This window comes from Nostoc sp. PCC 9305 (genome assembly GCF_963920915.1).
Lineage (GTDB): Bacteria > Cyanobacteriota > Cyanobacteriia > Cyanobacteriales > Nostocaceae > Nostoc.
The window spans coordinates 36925-54223 of sequence record NZ_CAWUDN010000051.1; the positions used below are offsets into that span (position 1 = coordinate 36925).

Sequence of the window (17299 nt, forward strand, 5' to 3'; positions counted from 1 at the left end):
CCAAGAATAAGCTTTTGCTAACTCAGCTTTCTTTTAAACAATCGCATTGTACGCGTGTAATCTATCTGTAGCTCCTTCAGCAAAACTACCGCTATTTCCGGTAAAATCAAGTTCTGAAGACTGTGGATTTGGGAGAAACTTGGGGTGCCTACACTTGGCGTTAACATTGACCACATCGCCACTATCCGGCAAGCGCGGCGGACGGTGGAACCAGACCCGGTAGCGGCGGCGGTACTGGCAGAATTAGCGGGTGCGGATGGAATTACGGTGCATCTGCGTGAAGATCGGCGACATATTCAAGATCGGGATGTGCGGATATTGCGGCAAACAGTGCGATCGCATCTTAATTTAGAAATGGCCGCTACAGATGAAATGCTAGCGATCGCTCTCGATATCAAACCAGATTACGTGACTTTAGTCCCCGAAAAACGCGAAGAAGTCACAACAGAAGGCGGACTAGATATTGCCCTCCAAATTGCTAGAATAGGGGAAATAGTCGATAAATTGCAAAGCGCTAGCATTCCAGTTAGTTTATTTATCGACGCCGAACCAGCACAAATTGAAGCCTCTGTCAAGATACAGGCGCAGTTTATTGAATTGCACACCGGACAATATGCTGAGGCTAAGGATGAAACAAATCGCCACCGAGAACTAGCCATATTAGCTAAAGGTTGTGAACAAGCGATTCAAGCCGGATTGCGAGTTAACGCTGGTCATGGACTCACCTACTGGAACGTCTATCCGGTGGCTGCGCTTCCAGGCATGGAGGAACTGAACATTGGTCATACCATCATCAGTCGGGCAGCATTAGTAGGTATGGAAAGGGCAGTCCGCGAGATGAAGCAAGCTATCAGAGGTGACAGGTGACAGGGGATAGGGAATAGGGAATAGGGGAAGAAACTGATAACCTGTAACCTGTAACCTATAACCTGTAACCTATAACCTAGAGGGGTTGTCACTGCGAAATCTAGAAATTGGGATCAAATCTTCAGCAAAAACTTCTATGAGCGCAACACAATCTAACAACCTGCCACTTTGGGTACAGGATCGGGATAAGGTGATAGCAGAAAGCACTGATGTCGAGTGGCGCTATCAGACACCGCCTGATTATTCCCGTTCAAAAGAAAATCTCGCTAAAGAAAGTATCTATAATCATCTTGAAGGAACACTGGAAGCGATCGTGCAAAATTTGGTGAGAACCTTTGAGATGGAGGTATCCTTCAAAGCTAACCCGCAAGAGTGGTTATCTATTGTGAATGACAACTTTCGCGTCAGTACCAATGGCGGAGTAGAGTATACCGCAGCAGATTTATCCGCCCAAGGTACTTACAATCTATTTATGCCTGATTCAGAGCATTACAAAGCTTCAGAAGAAACCTTTGAATCATCCGCAAAAGTCTTCCACACAACATTCCCTCAAGGATTTCCTTGGGAAGTTCTGGAAGTTTTTTCCGGGCCCCCAAATGTCACATTTAAATGGCGGCATTGGGGACATTTTAACGGAGAATATAAAGGCCATGCACCTACTGGAGAGACAATAGAAATTATCGGTATGAGCATTGCAAAAGTTACCGATGACTTGAAGGTTATTTCCTTAGAACACTACTTCGACAATAATCTGTTCTTGGAAAAGCTAACATCTGGTGGCAAACCGACAAAATCTGAAAACCAGAAAAGTGCTTGTCCGTTCAGTTCTTGGTTCAAGAAATCCCACAAAAGTTAGTTTGTCAGGGTACAGAGTCACTGTGCCCTGAAATTATTCACATAGCAACCAAAGGATGAAAATGCAAACATACCATTACGTTTTGGCAAGTCACCGCTTTCTTCTCGAAGAAGAACCGATACACGAAGTTCTCAAAGAACGCACCCGTAACTACCACGAACAAGAAAAACAAATCGATTTTTGGTTAGTTGAGCAACCAGCTTTCTTGGAAACACCGCAGTTTAAAGAGCTAAAAGCAAAGTGTCCCCAACCAGCAGTCGCAATTATTTCTACAAATCCTCAATTTATTACTTGGTTAAAACTGCGTTTAGAGTACGTCATCACTGGCGAATTCCAGGCTCCTTCTGAGGCAATACCAGATGCTTTAGCATCGTTAGTTACCGTATCTTAGGCATTGCTTAGGGGAGAGGTGACAGGTGACAGGTTATGGAGAATAATCTGTACCCTGTAACCTATAACCTGTTCCCTTCTTTACTCCTCATTCCCTAATTTTATTTTTGAGTAACAAAATATATTTTTTGACACATATTTCATCACCATACTGAAGTAGCTAGGTTTTCAGCTTTTTTCTTATAAAATCTTCTAAGACACCTTAATTTACATAATCTAACTTTTGTGCATAGATTTCAGAATTTACCAAGTGTTTTAGGATTAGCGATTGTAGGGTTGATTGGTGGCATGAGTTCTGTACTTGCTCAAAAAACCATTCCCTCTTGTCAACCACCAAATGCGGGTGAGTATCTTTTATTAGTAGTCAGTCCCACAGCAAATAATCAAAAGCAGTTACGTAGCGCCTTACCACCCGAACTGAAAACTATCACCTGCAAATATCTCAACGAAACAGTGACGCGAGTCGGGGGTTTTAACAAAATTGACGACGCCAATCGTTGGGCAAGATATGTCAGCAATATTGTTGGCTTGTCTGCCATAATTACCACTCGACCAACAACAACGGCAGATGTGCAGCCGCAGCCACAGTCACAGCCAAAACCACCTCAGCAGACAGTCAGCTATAATCCTCAAGCATTAGGAGAAGGTTATGCAGTACTGGTAGATTATTACAACCGTCCAGAATTAGTAAATAGTGTGCAGCAAGTAGTCGGAGGTAACGTCGGTTTTGTTTCTTATGGACAACGCCCTTACTTGCTAGCAGTTTATACCACTAACCAAACTGAAGCGTATAATACATTGCAAAAGCTAAACAATGGCGGTTTTGTTGCCAGCCTAGTAGATAGTCGTAAGGTGATTCTGCTGCGTTCGACTGTGCGGTTTTAGTGATATTAAGTTCACTGGTATCTTGATGCGATCTACCAGAGTGGTAATTTGTCAATTGACCTAATTTGGGATTTTAAATTCAAAATTTCAAAGGGTTTTCAGCGAATATATTTATACTCGCTTTGCGTGAAGCAAGTTATTTGGAACAAATCCTTTCATCCTTAATCCCCTGAATTTATTTACGGGGTAAATCTAAAATCCAAAATTGATTGACAAATTACCAGTTACTAATTATCAATATCTCCTCAAACAAAGATTTATTGCCCTAGTTTAATAAGCAGACCTAGCTAACCAATAGATGGTTATACCCAAAGCCGACCCAGCGATTACCTGAACTGGTGTATGTCCGAGTAATTCTTTCAGACGGTCTTGGCTAAAGTCTGGTTTTTCATGGAATAATTCATCAATCATTTGATTGAGAATACGAGCTTGCTTACCAGCCGCTTGGCGAACTCCGGCTGCATCATACATGACAATGATGGCAAAAACGATCGCAACGGCAAAATCAGGAGATGCCCAACCCAGTGTTTGCCCTACACCAGCGGCTAGAGCTGTAACCAGAGCCGAATGGGCACTGGGCATACCTCCAGTTGTCACCAAAACACGCACATTCAATTTGCGATGTTTGACGATCTCAACTACGAGCTTTAATGCTTGAGCAATTAAACAAGCTACCAGAGCAACCAGCAGCACCCGGTTGTCTAAAATGTTGCCTATGTCCTGCATGTTATTTTGGTTAGGTTAGTAAATATTAGCAGCAGTTGTTGGTTGAGGAAACATTTAGATTCAACCCAAAATCCCAAATTAATCTAGTACATCACGGGGGAAACAGACCAACTCTTCAAAATCACCTAAAAGCTTACTTGATAAGCTTTTTTAATTTTGAATGAGTGAATTTTGAATTCCACTGGGCAGTAGTAGTACAGTATGGTGTAAATAAACTACCCATTCCCAATCAATAAAACGCTTGTGGTATGGGAATTACGAATTACGAATTACGAATTACGAATTACCCAAAGCGTTACTAGTTATTACGGCTGGTAATATAATGAGCGATCGCTTGGAGTGGTTTAGCTCTGTCTCCAAATGGTTCTAATTCCACACAAGCTTCTTTAACTAGCTCTTGGGCTTTTGAGCGAGATTCCTCAAGTCCCCAAAGGCTGGGATAGGTAACTTTCTGAGCTTTTTGGTCTTTGCCAGCTGTTTTACCTAATTCCTCTTGGGTAGAAGTGATATCCAAAATATCATCAATGATTTGGAATGCTAGCCCAATATTTTGAGCATAACGGGTTAGTCGCTGCACATCTTCAGGTGATGCATTAGCAATCAGTCCGCCACAAACTACGCAAGCTTCCAAGAGGGCGGCTGTTTTGTGTTTATGAATGAAATTTAGGGTTTCTAAGGAAATATCAGATTTACCTTCCGACTCTAAATCGACAACTTGACCGCCGACCAAACCACCTGCCCCTAATGCTCGACCAAGACGGGCAATAACCTGCAAGACGACTTCTCTCTTAACGCTTTGAGGGGTTTCAATGGCAACAGACTCAAAAGCAAGAGCCAACAAGCCATCCCCAGCCAAAATCGCCACATCTTCCCCATAGACTTTATGATTCGTCAGCTTGCCACGACGGTAATCGTCATTATCCATCGCCGGGAGGTCATCATGAATCAACGACATTGTGTGGATCATTTCCACGGCACAAGCCGTTGGCATGGCCATCTCAATGGTTCCACCCATCATTTCACAGGTGGCAAGGCAAAGAATAGGACGTACACGCTTACCTCCAGCTAATAACGAGTAGCGCATCGCCTCATAAATCTTTTCTGGATAAATGACTGGGATAGACCGATCCAGAGCATTATCACAAAGCTTTTGTCGCTCTTTTAGATAGCCTGCTAAGTTAAATGTGGCTTCCTCTGGTGGTGTCTTTTGGACGTTATCAGTTGCTACCATTCTTTAATTCCTGATATTTTGCGATTTTTGCCTTATACGTCACAATTTTAAGGTGCTGGGGGGCTGAAAAAAATGAAGAGTTAGGAGCAGAGACGCGATTCATCGCGTCTGTACGGTATTTAGAAGTTAAGAGTTATTAAGAATAACTTTTAACTCTTCACTCTCTTTCTTCTTTTGCCGCTCTAGAATAGCTAGCAAATGTATTTTCCAACAATATGGCAACAGTCATCGGGCCAACACCACCAGGAACTGGGGTGATAAATCCTGCGACATCAGCGGTTGATTCAAAATGGACATCGCCAATGAGACGACTTTTGCCATTAGCATCGGTGACGCGATTCATCCCCACATCTACCACAACAGCGCCCGGTTTCACCATATCAGCAGAGATCAATCCGGGACGACCTACTGCTGCAATTAGAATATCAGCATTTTGGGTGATGGTTTTGAGGTCATGCGATCGCGAGTGAGCGATCGTGACTGTAGCATCAGCTTCTAATAGCATCAGCGCCATCGGTTTACCCACCAAAATACTGCGCCCCACCACTACTGCCTGTTTTCCCTGCAAAGGAATCTCATATTCTTGTAAAAGCCGCATCACACCAGCCGGGGTGCAGCTACGTAAACCGCTTTCTCCCCGTACTAGTCGCCCCAAGTTAACTGGGTGCAGTCCATCAGCATCTTTATCGGGATCGATCTGATGTAGCAGAGTTACAGCATCCAGGTGGTTAGGTAAGGGCAACTGCACAAGAATGCCATCCACTCTTTCATCGTGGTTGAGTGCAGCAATTACCTCTTCTAACTCCTCAAGGGTAGTTTCGGCAGGGAAATGCTTACCAAAAGAAGCGATCCCAACTTTAGCGCAGGCTTTCTCTTTATTGCGTACATAAGCGGCTGATGCTGGGTTATCACCAACCATCAACACTGCTAAACCAGGAGGTCGTCCAATTTTTGGTTGTAATTGTGTAATAGCAACAGAAAGTTCTTGCTGAATTTTTGCAGCTAAAGCTTTTCCATCAAGGAGTTTGGCAGTTTTTGTTTCCATGAAAATTTCCAGCTATGTTCGCTTTTTGTCCAAAGTCCAAAATGAAAATATTGATTCTTAACTCTTGACTTTCGACTATTATTGTGTTGCTGTTTGATGTCGTAGCGTTTCTCTCACAGTAAATTCATAATGTTTATTTTCTCAGATCAGCGGCATCATCTGAAGAATAAAGAATTGGGAAAGTGGGAGTGGAAGAGTGGGGGAGCAGAGGAGCCGGGGAGCAGGGGGAGCAGGGGAGAAATAAGTTGCAGTAAGTCTTTCGCCTTTGCACCTCTGCCTCTTGTGCCAAATGCCCAAAATAAATAAATCGGTGGCTTTTATGCGACAAATAAGAAATTTATCTCTTTCGTTCTTGTACGGGCACAGTATTGTTCCTTACCGTTTGGGGTTGACTTTTTTTCTGATAGCAGGACTTTGTAGTTGTGGTAACTTGACATCGCCTGGTTTGCGTGGTGCTGGCTTAAAAATTGGTACAAATGTCACTCCAATTGGAGAGATTAAACCAAAACAAGACAATCAGGCTATAGTTTACATCCAAGGTCAGGTAGAAAAGCAAGCTCCCCTGATCAAACAGTGGGCTTATAAAATTAAGGACTCAACGGGCAAAATTTGGGTAGTCACCAATCAAAAGAATCTGGGTGAAGGTTCAGAAGTTGTAATTAAGGGTAAAATTCGCTACCGAAGTATTCCTTTAGCTGGCAAAGAATTGGGAGAAGTTTATTTAGAAGAAGAATAATCAGCAATTAAAAATAAACACATGAACAATCAACAGGTGCACGTAGCGATCGCAATTCTCTACCAGAAAAACAAGTTTCTCATGCAACTGCGTGACAACATCCCCGGTATTCTCTACCCTGGTTACTGGGCGCTGTTTGGCGGTCACATCGAACCTGGTGAAACGCCAGATGTAGCGGTAAAACGAGAAATTTTAGAAGAAATCGGCTATAGTCTACCACCCTTTCTTGAATTTGGCTGTTATCCCAATGAAAGAGTTGTCCGTCATGTCTTTCATGCACCACTCTTGGTGGAATTAAATCAACTAGTGCTGAATGAGGGTTGGGATATGGCGTTATTTACGCCAGAAGATATTCGCCAAGGTAACTGTTATTCACAAAATGCTGGCGAAGTGCGACCTTTAGGGGCAATGCATCAGAAAATTATGTTGGATTTTATTGAGAAAAATCCAACATAATTTGGGGATTAGTTATTTGTCATTTGTCATTGGGCATTAATTATTAATTCTTCTTCCCCCACTCCCCACATCCCAAGAAGCCAAAATAAAGTTAGAACGAACTCTTATGGGGTCATCACTAATGCAATCAGCAAACAAACTACCGCGATGGTTAACTATAGGATTGGCGTTTCCCATTGCCATTCTCAACGGCTGGCTATTGCTCCAGGTTATACAGTATTTTCAACCCTTAGTTAGCATTATTGCCGCCGCCATCTTGCTAGCTTTTGTCTTGAACTATCCAATCCAGTTTCTCCAGGAACAAGGGGTGAAACCCAACTTAGCGATCGGGGGAGTGTTGCTTTTGACTCTAGTGGTTTTAGTAGCTTTAGGCATCACCTTGGTTCCCCTGATTATTCAACAGCTCGTTGAACTGGCTAATATTTTGCCTAGTTGGATTGATTCTGGTACTCAGCAGCTGCAAGCTTTTCAGGATTGGGCGTTAAGTCAACAGCAACTTCCGATTAATTTAAGTGGTTTATTTACCCAAGTTCTGGAAAGATTATCTAACCAACTTCAGTCCTTCACTGGTAGAATTCTTGGTTTTGCTGTCGATACCATTGGTATTGTCCTCAATGTGCTACTGGCAGTAGTGTTGACCATTTACCTAATATTGAATGGTGAACGTCTTTGGGACGGAATTTTTCAGTGGTTTCCCCCTAATATAGGGTCAAGAGTACGGGAATTACTGCGAGAGGATTTCCACAATTACTTTATCGGTCAAGCAACATTGGGAGCTGTGTTAGGGGTGACAATTACTCTGGTGTTTTTGGCGCTGCAAGTTCCCCTAGCTTTACTTTTTGGCATTGGTATTGGCTTATTTTCACTCTTCCCCTTTGGTACAGGAGTCGGTATTGCCATAGTAAGTTTATTGGTAGCGCTGCAAAATTTTTGGTTAGGGGTGGAAGTCTTAGGTGTAGCTGTTGCGATCGACCAAGTTAATTCTAATATTATTGCACCTCGAATTCTCAGCAATTTGACTGGCTTAAATCCTGTATGGGTGGTGATTTCTTTATTGCTGGGTGCAAAATTGGGAGGAGTACTGGGTTTGTTAATTGCAATCCCAATTGCCAGTTTTATCAAGGATATAACAGATAGCTGGCGGGCTGGAGAGTTTAATAAGATAGAGGATATAGAGTCAGAACCTGTTACGGTAATAAGTGATAGAGCAGGAACTTATAGTTAAAATCAAATCATTCAGATTAACTTAAAATTTGGCGATTTTGTCCATAAATAAAGTGCAAAATCATAATTTATAATGCTAACAAACAAGAAGTTATTACTTTGTGCATCAAAAATTTTCCAGTAAGCAAAATAATCATAAAAAACTTTAGTGTAAGTGTAGTCTGCACTTCTCTACGAGATACTACGCATAGCTTGCTTCCTCGGAGGGGTACGACAAAGCACTGTCACCACAGCAGGCATCGACATTTACATATAATAGGAAATTTGGTAACGCATTAATCAACGATCAACCTCTACAAAAGCATCATAAAATTCCTTATTTTTCAGGTGACAACGGAATACAACACTTGCCGAAAATGACTGCGAAGCACTACGCTGGGAAACCTAAGCAGTCAGTATTTTTAAAAAATGAAAAGTTGTTTAAAACTTACCTTTGACAATGGGAAAACGGCATTAGCTACTCAAGTTGAGCAGCAAGCAGAATTGCCAAATGCTCTTGAGGAAATAGGGCTTGGCGGTTCGCGTCCTGTTTTAGTAGTAGTGGGAGGTGCAAGTAACATCAGTGAAGCTGACTTTCTCCGAATTCAAAGGTTGTTTGTGGAAGTTTTAGCCCCCATTGCCGAAACTTTAGGGGCTTATGTCGTGGATGGAGGTACGGATGTAGGAATTATGCGAATGATGGGTGCAGCTCGTACCCAGATAGGTGCTAAGTTTGCTTTAGTTGGTGTGACACCCGAAAGCAAAGTGGCTTTACCTAATCATTCGGAAACTGCTGCTGATTTAATACTCTTAGAGCCAAACCATACTCATTTCGTGCTAGTTCCTGGTAATGATTGGGGCGACGAGTCTCCTTGGATATCTCACGTTGCGACTATGTTAGCCAATGATGCACCTTCGATGACACTACTCTTGAACGGTGGCGAAATTACCTTTAAGGATGCGTTTTCTAGCGTTGATAGTGGCAGGTTAGTTCTTGTGATTGCTGGTAGTGGTAGAACCGCAGATATACTTGTGGATGCTTTGCATGGAAAGGCTACTGATGAACGAGCCAAAAAGCTAGCTAAATCTGGTACATTACAATACATCGACTTAATCGACATAGAGAAAGGAGTTGAGAATTTAGGCAAAGTAATTAAGGGGTTACTTTCTAATTAGGAGTAAAAAATGGCAAAAAAAGATAGTTATCACGAATTTTTAAAAGAAGATTTTAACAAATTATTTGCAGGTATTAACTTAGGTGATGTGCAAAAACATTTTTTGCGATCGCGCTGGTTAGAACAAGTACTCTGGATGGAAAGTAAGGCGAATTTATCGCGCGATCGCCATTATTTTTTACGGATAACAACTATTATTGGTGGTGTAATTCTCCCGGCATTGGTAAGTTTAAATATTAACACTAATTTCAAACCTAACAACAGGGATATCATTATGTGGTCAACTTTTGGTTTGAGCCAAATAGTTGCTATCAGTGCTGCCATTGAAGAGTTTTTTCACTATGGAGAACGCTGGCGACACTATCGCCGAACAGTTGAGTCTTTAAAAACCCAAGGGTGGCAATTTTCACAGTTGACAGGCCCTTATCGGATTTATCCAAGCCACGAACAGGCATTTAATCTATTTGCAAGTCATGTAGAAGATATTATTCAGCGAGATGTGGAAATATATGCCACTCAAGTTGTACAAGAAAAGAAAGAAGAAAAACACAATCAGGAAGACAATATCCTTCTGCAAAATACAAAAATAACTAATTTAGAAGAGAAGAGAGACGAAGAATAAAATTGATTTAATAAACTCTCTCCTGTTAGATAAAAATATAATAATAGTTAGAAATAAAGTCCAGTAGAGTAATCGATCTAATTGCATTTTGATTATTTATGGACTTTATCTAATTGCAATAAATTAACGTAATTTCAACGAATAAAAAACTAAAAAGTATAATTTGTAAAGATTATAGCAATTAGAAAAAAAATGCGACAAATAGACCATTTGTAGAGACGCGATTCATCGCGTCTTTACCCAAGGATGTGTTGCAATGATTAATTGAATTGGTATTACAATAGTGTTTATTGAGAATCAGGTCAAAACAGTAGACGATCGGGAATGAAAAAAGAGAAAAAAAAGCTGAGTATTAACATTAGATATGGTTTCTAAAAGATTAAAAGCTGCTGTTGTTATTGCTAGAACTTCGCTTGGCACGTTTTTGCTGGTACATCAACTCATCTGCCTGTAATATGAGTTTTTCCAATGAAACATCTTCATTGATAACGCAGTCTTGAACTCCAATACTCATTGATAGACGATAACTTCTATCTCGATTCTGATTAAATAAATCAATCTTACTTTGTAGACGAACACTAATTGTATTCGTATGATCTGAACATTTCGGAATGAATACAACAAATTCATCGCCTCCCCATCGGGCAACGATGTCAGAATCTCGATAGGTTTGACTTAGCAAGTCTGCGGCGTCTACTATTACCCGATCTCCAACTTCATGCCCAAAGGTATCATTGATTTGCTTCAATCCATCTATATCTATAAATAAGAGACAACAGGGCTTTTGTAGCTGATGGGCTAGTTTTAACTGCTGATCTGCAAATAGAAAAAAGCCTCGTCGATTGTATACCCCGGTTAATTCATCCGTTAGAGATAAGCGCCTAACTTCTGCCTCAACTTTTTGATGCCCCTCTATTTCTTTTTCTAGTGCAGCAGTTCGATTGTAGACTCTTTGTTCTAATTCATTATAAATCTGCACGTTTTCCATTGCGACAGCCGTTGTGTCTGCCAATGCCTGTAATAGTTTTACTTTTTCTTCCGTTGGCTGATGTAAGGTTGCCCAATATGTTCCAATTGCACCGATGGGGTTACACATTCGGATCGGCACCATTGCCAAGCTTTTGACAAAAGTTGGTTGGTAAGCTGCAAATGGAATTCGTTCATCTCCATAAATATCGCTAATCACAACGGGTTGACGGTTTCGCATTGTATGCCCACCAATGCAAATACTCATCGGGAAGCGCTGCCCTTTCCATAAGGGAGCGATCGCATCTTCATCTGCGTAATAACATTGATCTCCATCTCGTAGAACAAAACTAGCCCCATCTGCCCCAGTCAACTCACGCGCAGACTTTCGCACAATCTCCATAATTTGCTCTAGCGTCCGTGCTAGTGACAATGCTTGAACAACCTCAATTAAATGTTCCATCCCCTGAACATAAGACATTTCAGCTTTGACATCATTAGAATCAGAAATGATGACAGGTGAAGCAGAGCTTTGAAAATTCATGCGCTTCTACCAATAAAAAACGATCAAAAATTAGTTGAGGCTGCGATCGCGATCGCAATGTCTTCATTCTCAAAGACAAGGCAAACGCATCTTATTTTTATAATGCTTACTGGGCAAAAGGTTTAAGCATTATTTCTTTTTGGGACTAAATTTTTCACCCTTGCTGGGCATGGATTACAGAATTTAAATGCCTTTACCCTGATTCTAAAAAATTTCCTATTTTATTCTATTAGAGATATTACGGATTTATTTAACAATCTATCTAAAGAAAGATGCAAAAATATCTTGATATGTTAAATTAAAATGATTTTTGCGAATCAAATAGAAAGATTCTTCTCATGTATAGATGGACACTTAGATATCTTGATTGATTTGACACAGAAATTCTGCGACATAAATGATTTCTATGCCATCTGAAAACTAATGTGGCAGAAAACGCCCCAACTGCCGTTTTTTTTGAGTTCATCGAACTCACATTAAATTAATCCTCTAAAATTTGGATTTCATCAAGTTGATTAATCACTACATCTGCACCTCGGACATTATCTGACTTACCTACCCAAGTGATACCAATACAACCTGCGGCTTTAGCATTACGCGCCATTTGCATATCACCAACTGAATCACCCACCATCAATGTAGCGTTTGGTTCAACTCCCAAAGCTTGACAAGCTTGCAAAAATAGCACCGGATCTGGTTTACTTGGCCCTTCATCTACGCCCATTTCTAACTGGATATAATCACTTAACTGGTGATTGGCTACAAAATTACGTACTTCTTCAGTTGTCGCAGCTGAGAGAATACCAAGTTTTAGACCACCATCCCGCAGGTATTTCAAAATTTCTAGGCTACCTACAAACAGTGGTGAAGGAGTTTGTCCAATGTATTTTTCCGCTTCATCCAAAGCTTGACGGGCTATTTTTAAGCACTCAAACCATCCTCTTCCAGTTTCGGCAATATATGCCGCAGCCGCAACTTCTGTTTCACGGCGGCTTGCTACTGATATTAAACCTGCGGGATCTAGAAAATTGCCATTGATGCCAAATGCCATTAATAGGGGTTCCCCAGTTCCAGGGATTTGAGCATCTATTAACCTCGTTGCTTTTTGTGCTAGCGATCGCAAATACGTTTCTGAATCTTCTAGAGTACCGTTTTTGTCAAACAAAATTGCCTGGATATTATCAAAAGTGATATTTCTACATTTAATGGTTGCCATAATATTTAACTTCTAACTACTCCCAACTCTTCACTTTACTGATTCTCCACATAAAAAAAGAGGGAAAAACCCTCTTTATAAAATGATTTAATACTCTTACTTAAAAACAAGTAAAACTATAAAAAATTCATTACTCTTCAATAGCTGCTGGAACTGGTGGAATTTCCTCTTCAGTTTCCGTCGCTGCTGGAATTTCTTCTTCAGTTTCCGTCGCTGCTGGAATCTCTGTTTCAATTGCCGCAACTACTGGAATATCTTCTTCAAGTTCTGCTGCTGGTGGAATATCTTCATCAAGCTCTGTTGCTGGTGGAATATCTTCGTCTGCAATCACTTCCGCAGGTGCAGCCGCAGCAGTAGCACCTTGCTGCTTGGCTAATAGCTGTTCGCGATACTTAGCAGCCATTTCTTCTGCCTTATCGTAGACCAAATCCCGGTTTTTAATCATGTCGCCGGGTTCGGGTTCTAACTGCTTGGTAGATAGGGAAATGCGACCCCTTTCTGCATCCAAGTCAATGATCATAACTTTCACTTCATCATTGACATTGAACACGCTATGGGGTGTATCAATATGTTCGTGAGAAATCTCTGAAATATGCAGTAGACCACTGACGCCGCCAATGTCGATGAAAGCACCGTAGGGTTTGATACCACGAACAGTACCAATTACTACTTCGCCGACTTCTAGGCGGTTCATCTTACGCTCAACTAGCGCCCGACGATGAGATAGAACGAGGCGATTACGTTCTTCGTCTACCTCTAGGAATTTCAACGGCAGATCCTCACCTACCAATTCTTCTTTAGGTTTGCGGGTACTGATGTGGGAACCTGGGATAAAGCCACGTAATCCCTCAATTCGTACCAATGCTCCACCGCGATTGGTTGCAAATACGCCAGAACGGACAGTAGCATCTTCTGCTTGTAACTGCCGCACACGTTCCCAAGCCCGCATATATTCAATACGGCGAATGGAAAGGGTTAATTGACCATCTTCGTTTTCATCGGTAAGGATAAAAAATTCGCGCGTTTCGTTTGACTGTAATACTTCTTCCGGGCTATCCACCCGGTTAATAGACATTTCTTGTATAGGAATATATGCTGCGGTTTTAGCACCAATGTCAATCAGAGCGCCGCGCGGCTCTATACTGAAAACTGTTCCTGGGACAACATCGCCAGGGCTAAAATGATAATCGTATTTGTCAAGTAGAGCAGCGAAATCTTCGTGAGTGAATCCAATTTCTGTAGCGGTTAAATTCTGATTGACCATGCTGATTTGTTCCTGGTTCTAGTCTCCGTAAAGGTGGTGCGACAAGCGCGATGCGTTATGTAAGCAGTACTATGGCAGCTTACACAAAACATCCTTTTTCATCCTAGCGCAGAAAAGCTAGCATTAACACATATCTACTCCCAAGATTGGAAATTATATCACAATATAAAAATGATTTGTCATTTACTTAGTAGTGAAAACCAACAAAGGACGAACACAATAATATCCGTTGCTACCATACTTAGTAGCAACGGATATTAAGATTAAATCCGCTTAAAAGTCTGTGGATAGGATCTACTTATCTTTTGGTTTCTCAAAGCGAGGGGGTTCGCGAAATGCGATCGCAAAGAAGAGAGTACCTATACACAGAGTAAAAATCAAGATGTACGCAACGCTTTCCATATTACGATTTCCTCTTTATCCAGCCAGTAGTTAAAGTTTTTAATGCTGAGTGCTAAGTGCTGAGTCAGAGCCTTAACTCGTAACTCAGCACTTCTTTACTCAGCACTGAAATTAAAGGGCTTCTTTCCGGCGGGTTGACTTGTCACCCACTTTCTGGAACAGACCCCACTCAACTTGCTCTTCAAGATCGGCGTCAACACCAGCAAATACGTCTCGGTAGATTGTCCGAGCGCCATGCCAGAGATGACCAAAGAAGAACAGCAGAGCAAATACGGCGTGTCCAAAGGTAAACCAACCTCTAGGACTGGTGCGGAATACACCATCAGAGTTCAAGGTTTCTCGGTCAAATTCAAAGATTTCACCGCCTTGAGCTTTTCGGGCGTACTTCTTCACATCAGCTGGCTCTGTAAAGGTTTGACCATTCAGATTGCCACCGTAGAAACTAACGGTGACACCAGACTGCTCGAAGCTATACTTAGATTCTGCCCGACGGAAGGGAATGTCAGCGCGGACAATTCCATCTGCATCAGTCAAAATTACTGGGAAGGTTTCAAAGAAGTTGGGGAGACGACGTACCGTCAATTCTCTTCCTTCAGAATCTTTGAATACGGCGTGACCTTGCCAAGATTGGGCAATGCCATCACCCTTCACCATTGGCCCTGTACGGAATAGACCGCCTTTAGCGGGGCTATTACCGACGTAATCGTAGAAAGCCAATTTTTCAGGAATCTGCGACCAAGCTTGATCGAGGGTTTCACCTTGAGCAACGCCTGTTTGGACGCGGCGCTGAATTTCTTGACGGAAGTAGCCTTGATCCCATTGATAGCGGGTAGGGCCAAACAATTCGATGGGTGTTGCGGCGTTACCGTACCACATAGTACCAGCAACAACGAAAGCAGCGAAAAAGACTGCTGCAATACTGCTAGAAAGTACTGTTTCAATGTTCCCCATCCGCAGGGCTTTATAGAGCCGTTCGGGGGGTCTAACTGTGAGGTGGAATAAGCCTGCAATAATACCAACAACACCAGCGGCTATGTGGTGAGCCGCAATGCCACCAGGGTTATAGGGGTTAAAACCATCTGGGCCCCATTCTGGTGCTACTGCTTGGGCCGCACCAGTTACACCATAAGCGTCAGAAACCCATATCCCCGGCCCAAATAGTCCGGTGACGTGAAAAGCACCAAATCCAAAACAAAGTAGACCAGATAAAAACAGGTGAATGCCAAACATTTTTGGCAAATCTAAAGCGGGTTCACCAGTGCGGGGATCTCTAAAGAGTTCCAAATCCCAGTAAACCCAGTGCCATACGGCGGCTAAAAATAGCAGACCGGAAAGAACAATATGAGCGGCAGCAACGCCTTCAAATGACCAGAAGCCAGGATCGGTTGATGGCCCACCAGTAACGTTCCAACCACCCCAAGATTGAGTGACGCCCAAACGTGACATGAACGGCAAGACGAACATTCCTTGACGCCACATCGGATTGAGAACTGCATCGCTAGGGTCAAAAACAGCTAGTTCGTAGAGTGCCATCGAACCAGCCCAGCCTGCTACTAAGGCTGTGTGCATTAGGTGTACAGAAATCAGTCGCCCTGGATCATTCAGAACGACTGTATGTACTCGGTACCAGGGTAGTCCCATCGACTACGCTCCTCCTCGATGAGTTAGTTTACAAAGCAATTTTCTTACTGAGGTTATGAGAGACGAAAATCGCCACTCATAAAACTCTCTCTTGTTTTTTGTTATTGCCAGAGCCAGAGTATCACCACAGCTAGTCTTAATAAGTCAGACAGCGTGGGTGCTTTGGCAATGCTTACTCGCTTCGGGAGGTTTACCTATGTTAGGGTAGCCATCGCCAAGCAAAAATGAGAATGTTTTAAAAAGTGTAACTATTGATGGAATTGTTTGCAAGCGTGTAAATTGATGCGATCGCGTAGCATGTCCAAGTTTTTTCGCTACCAATACGCGTCAGGGATGAAATTTGCTTATCTTTTCTTTACGAGGAGTGGGGAGCAAGGGAGCAGGGGAGGCAGGGGAGCAGAGAAGTTGTTATCCCCTCTGCCCCTCCGCACCTCTGCCTCTTGTGCCCCATACCCACTATCTACTGAACCACCAAGTGGATATTTTGCAGTTGACACTTCGCCTCGGCTGTACCCAGGCGTTCGATTACCTGTTCGGCGCTCATCAGACGCTTGAGTACTACTTGGCCGATGGGTTGACTGGCAATTGCTGGTGTTGTTGGCTTCACTTCCACGGTTAAAACGGCTTCTTCAACTCGATAAAGCCAGAGCAATTCATTTTCTTCGACTAAACAAATATTCATTCGCTGAATATCTGGTTGGCGTCGCCATGCAGTTATTTGCCAGAGTCCATCAGATGCCCAGACTCTTGCAACTGCCCATCCCTCAGATAGAAAGAAATACTTCACGGTCTTAGTCTCACTATTTCGACTTTCAATCTGCTGTTAACAATATCGCGATCGCTTTAGTCGCTGATGTTCAAACACTCTTCTTTTTGACAATACAGCCAATCTTGACGATAAACCGCTCTATCGGTATCTATTCCCAAGCAGCAACAGGTAAACTTTCAACGTACACTACTTGGGCTAAGGTGAAACCTTACCAAGACCTATTTTTCCAGTAACTATGAACTTAAGACAAACAGGACTTACGCAACTGGCACAGGCGATCGCTAAAATATAGTGCTTTTGTACTA

At 42.3% G+C, this 17299-nt stretch carries 18 protein-coding genes; 9 read left to right on the forward strand and 9 right to left on the reverse strand.

Features of this window, described 5'->3' with window-relative positions; all coding sequences use genetic code 11:
• Positions 1-144 precede the first annotated feature (144 nt).
• The 4 genes from ACM0OX_RS19470 to ACM0OX_RS19485 all read left to right on the forward strand — a co-directional run bounded on the left by ACM0OX_RS19470 (position 145) and on the right by ACM0OX_RS19485 (position 2998).
• Entirely contained in the window at positions 145-867 is a 723-nt protein-coding gene (locus tag ACM0OX_RS19470; RefSeq protein ID WP_414516694.1) for a pyridoxine 5'-phosphate synthase, read from the forward strand.
• 136 nt (positions 868-1003) lie between these two features.
• Positions 1004-1723, forward strand: coding sequence for a SnoaL-like polyketide cyclase (locus ACM0OX_RS19475; RefSeq protein WP_414516695.1), 720 nt, complete (start codon positions 1004-1006; stop codon positions 1721-1723).
• A 61-nt stretch (positions 1724-1784) separates the two neighbouring features.
• Entirely contained in the window at positions 1785-2114 is a 330-nt protein-coding gene (locus ACM0OX_RS19480; protein ID WP_322665886.1) for an MgPME-cyclase complex family protein, read from the forward strand.
• 224 nt (positions 2115-2338) lie between these two features.
• Positions 2339-2998: a hypothetical protein gene (locus ACM0OX_RS19485; RefSeq protein WP_414516696.1), complete on the forward strand. Its 660-nt coding sequence runs from the start codon at positions 2339-2341 to the stop codon at positions 2996-2998.
• Between the two features lie 270 nt (positions 2999-3268).
• On the opposite strand, the gene ACM0OX_RS19490 is transcribed toward ACM0OX_RS19485, so the two are convergent.
• The 3 genes from ACM0OX_RS19490 to folD all read right to left on the reverse strand — a co-directional run bounded on the left by ACM0OX_RS19490 (position 3269) and on the right by folD (position 6000).
• On the reverse strand, positions 3269-3724 hold the full coding sequence (locus ACM0OX_RS19490) for a divergent PAP2 family protein (RefSeq protein ID WP_094350479.1): 456 nt from the start codon (positions 3722-3724) through the stop codon (positions 3269-3271).
• Between the two features lie 298 nt (positions 3725-4022).
• Positions 4023-4955: a geranylgeranyl diphosphate synthase CrtE gene (gene crtE / locus ACM0OX_RS19495; RefSeq protein ID WP_414516697.1), complete on the reverse strand. Its 933-nt coding sequence runs from the start codon at positions 4953-4955 to the stop codon at positions 4023-4025.
• Between the two features lie 157 nt (positions 4956-5112).
• Positions 5113-6000 (reverse strand): bifunctional methylenetetrahydrofolate dehydrogenase/methenyltetrahydrofolate cyclohydrolase FolD, encoded by an 888-nt coding sequence (folD, locus tag ACM0OX_RS19500; RefSeq protein ID WP_414516698.1) that lies wholly within the window; start codon positions 5998-6000, stop codon positions 5113-5115.
• Positions 6001-6319: 319 nt separating this feature from the next.
• On the opposite strand from folD, the gene ACM0OX_RS19505 reads away from it, so the two are divergent.
• The 5 genes from ACM0OX_RS19505 to ACM0OX_RS19525 all read left to right on the forward strand — a co-directional run bounded on the left by ACM0OX_RS19505 (position 6320) and on the right by ACM0OX_RS19525 (position 10192).
• The gene (locus ACM0OX_RS19505; protein WP_414516699.1) at positions 6320-6736 is read left to right on the forward strand and encodes a hypothetical protein; all 417 of its coding nucleotides are present in this window, start codon (positions 6320-6322) and stop codon (positions 6734-6736) included.
• A gap of 21 nt (positions 6737-6757) precedes the next feature.
• Positions 6758-7192 (forward strand): NUDIX hydrolase, encoded by a 435-nt coding sequence (locus tag ACM0OX_RS19510; protein WP_414516700.1) that lies wholly within the window; start codon positions 6758-6760, stop codon positions 7190-7192.
• A 121-nt stretch (positions 7193-7313) separates the two neighbouring features.
• Complete coding sequence (locus tag ACM0OX_RS19515) at positions 7314-8417, forward strand: AI-2E family transporter (protein WP_414516701.1); 1104 nt, start codon at positions 7314-7316, stop codon at positions 8415-8417.
• A gap of 407 nt (positions 8418-8824) precedes the next feature.
• On the forward strand, positions 8825-9571 hold the full coding sequence (locus tag ACM0OX_RS19520) for a hypothetical protein (protein ID WP_414516702.1): 747 nt from the start codon (positions 8825-8827) through the stop codon (positions 9569-9571).
• Between the two features lie 9 nt (positions 9572-9580).
• Positions 9581-10192, forward strand: coding sequence for a DUF4231 domain-containing protein (locus tag ACM0OX_RS19525; protein ID WP_414516703.1), 612 nt, complete (start codon positions 9581-9583; stop codon positions 10190-10192).
• A 379-nt stretch (positions 10193-10571) separates the two neighbouring features.
• Here the strand turns inward: ACM0OX_RS19525 and ACM0OX_RS19530 are convergent, their stop codons facing one another.
• The 6 genes from ACM0OX_RS19530 to ACM0OX_RS19555 form a co-directional block, all read right to left on the reverse strand.
• Positions 10572-11702, reverse strand: coding sequence for a sensor domain-containing diguanylate cyclase (locus ACM0OX_RS19530; RefSeq protein WP_414516704.1), 1131 nt, complete (start codon positions 11700-11702; stop codon positions 10572-10574).
• Between the two features lie 481 nt (positions 11703-12183).
• Positions 12184-12918, reverse strand: a complete 735-nt coding sequence (locus tag ACM0OX_RS19535; protein WP_414516705.1) for an HAD family hydrolase — start codon at positions 12916-12918, stop codon at positions 12184-12186.
• A 130-nt stretch (positions 12919-13048) separates the two neighbouring features.
• Positions 13049-14182: a 30S ribosomal protein S1 gene (locus ACM0OX_RS19540; protein WP_414516706.1), complete on the reverse strand. Its 1134-nt coding sequence runs from the start codon at positions 14180-14182 to the stop codon at positions 13049-13051.
• A gap of 294 nt (positions 14183-14476) precedes the next feature.
• Positions 14477-14584, reverse strand: a complete 108-nt coding sequence (locus ACM0OX_RS19545; protein WP_084227385.1) for a photosystem II reaction center protein T — start codon at positions 14582-14584, stop codon at positions 14477-14479.
• A gap of 111 nt (positions 14585-14695) precedes the next feature.
• On the reverse strand, positions 14696-16225 hold the full coding sequence (psbB, locus tag ACM0OX_RS19550) for a photosystem II chlorophyll-binding protein CP47 (protein WP_414516707.1): 1530 nt from the start codon (positions 16223-16225) through the stop codon (positions 14696-14698).
• Positions 16226-16685: 460 nt separating this feature from the next.
• A complete protein-coding gene (locus tag ACM0OX_RS19555) occupies positions 16686-17012 on the reverse strand; it encodes a hypothetical protein (protein ID WP_414516708.1) in 327 nt (108 codons plus the stop codon).
• Positions 17013-17299 lie beyond the last annotated feature (287 nt).

Coding starts and splice junctions, on each gene's coding strand:
- ACM0OX_RS19515 (WP_414516701.1), top strand. CDS start 7,314: ATGCAATCAGCAAACAAACTACCGCGATGGTTAACTATAGGATTGGCG.
- psbB (WP_414516707.1), bottom strand. CDS start 16,225: ATGGGACTACCCTGGTACCGAGTACATACAGTCGTTCTGAATGATCCA.
- ACM0OX_RS19480 (WP_322665886.1), top strand. CDS start 1,785: ATGCAAACATACCATTACGTTTTGGCAAGTCACCGCTTTCTTCTCGAA.
- ACM0OX_RS19505 (WP_414516699.1), top strand. CDS start 6,320: ATGCGACAAATAAGAAATTTATCTCTTTCGTTCTTGTACGGGCACAGT.
- ACM0OX_RS19520 (WP_414516702.1), top strand. CDS start 8,825: ATGAAAAGTTGTTTAAAACTTACCTTTGACAATGGGAAAACGGCATTA.
- ACM0OX_RS19530 (WP_414516704.1), bottom strand. CDS start 11,702: ATGAATTTTCAAAGCTCTGCTTCACCTGTCATCATTTCTGATTCTAAT.
- ACM0OX_RS19510 (WP_414516700.1), top strand. CDS start 6,758: ATGAACAATCAACAGGTGCACGTAGCGATCGCAATTCTCTACCAGAAA.
- crtE (WP_414516697.1), bottom strand. CDS start 4,955: ATGGTAGCAACTGATAACGTCCAAAAGACACCACCAGAGGAAGCCACA.
- ACM0OX_RS19545 (WP_084227385.1), bottom strand. CDS start 14,584: ATGGAAAGCGTTGCGTACATCTTGATTTTTACTCTGTGTATAGGTACT.
- ACM0OX_RS19475 (WP_414516695.1), top strand. CDS start 1,004: ATGAGCGCAACACAATCTAACAACCTGCCACTTTGGGTACAGGATCGG.
- ACM0OX_RS19490 (WP_094350479.1), bottom strand. CDS start 3,724: ATGCAGGACATAGGCAACATTTTAGACAACCGGGTGCTGCTGGTTGCT.
- folD (WP_414516698.1), bottom strand. CDS start 6,000: ATGGAAACAAAAACTGCCAAACTCCTTGATGGAAAAGCTTTAGCTGCA.
- ACM0OX_RS19525 (WP_414516703.1), top strand. CDS start 9,581: ATGGCAAAAAAAGATAGTTATCACGAATTTTTAAAAGAAGATTTTAAC.
- ACM0OX_RS19535 (WP_414516705.1), bottom strand. CDS start 12,918: ATGGCAACCATTAAATGTAGAAATATCACTTTTGATAATATCCAGGCA.
- ACM0OX_RS19540 (WP_414516706.1), bottom strand. CDS start 14,182: ATGGTCAATCAGAATTTAACCGCTACAGAAATTGGATTCACTCACGAA.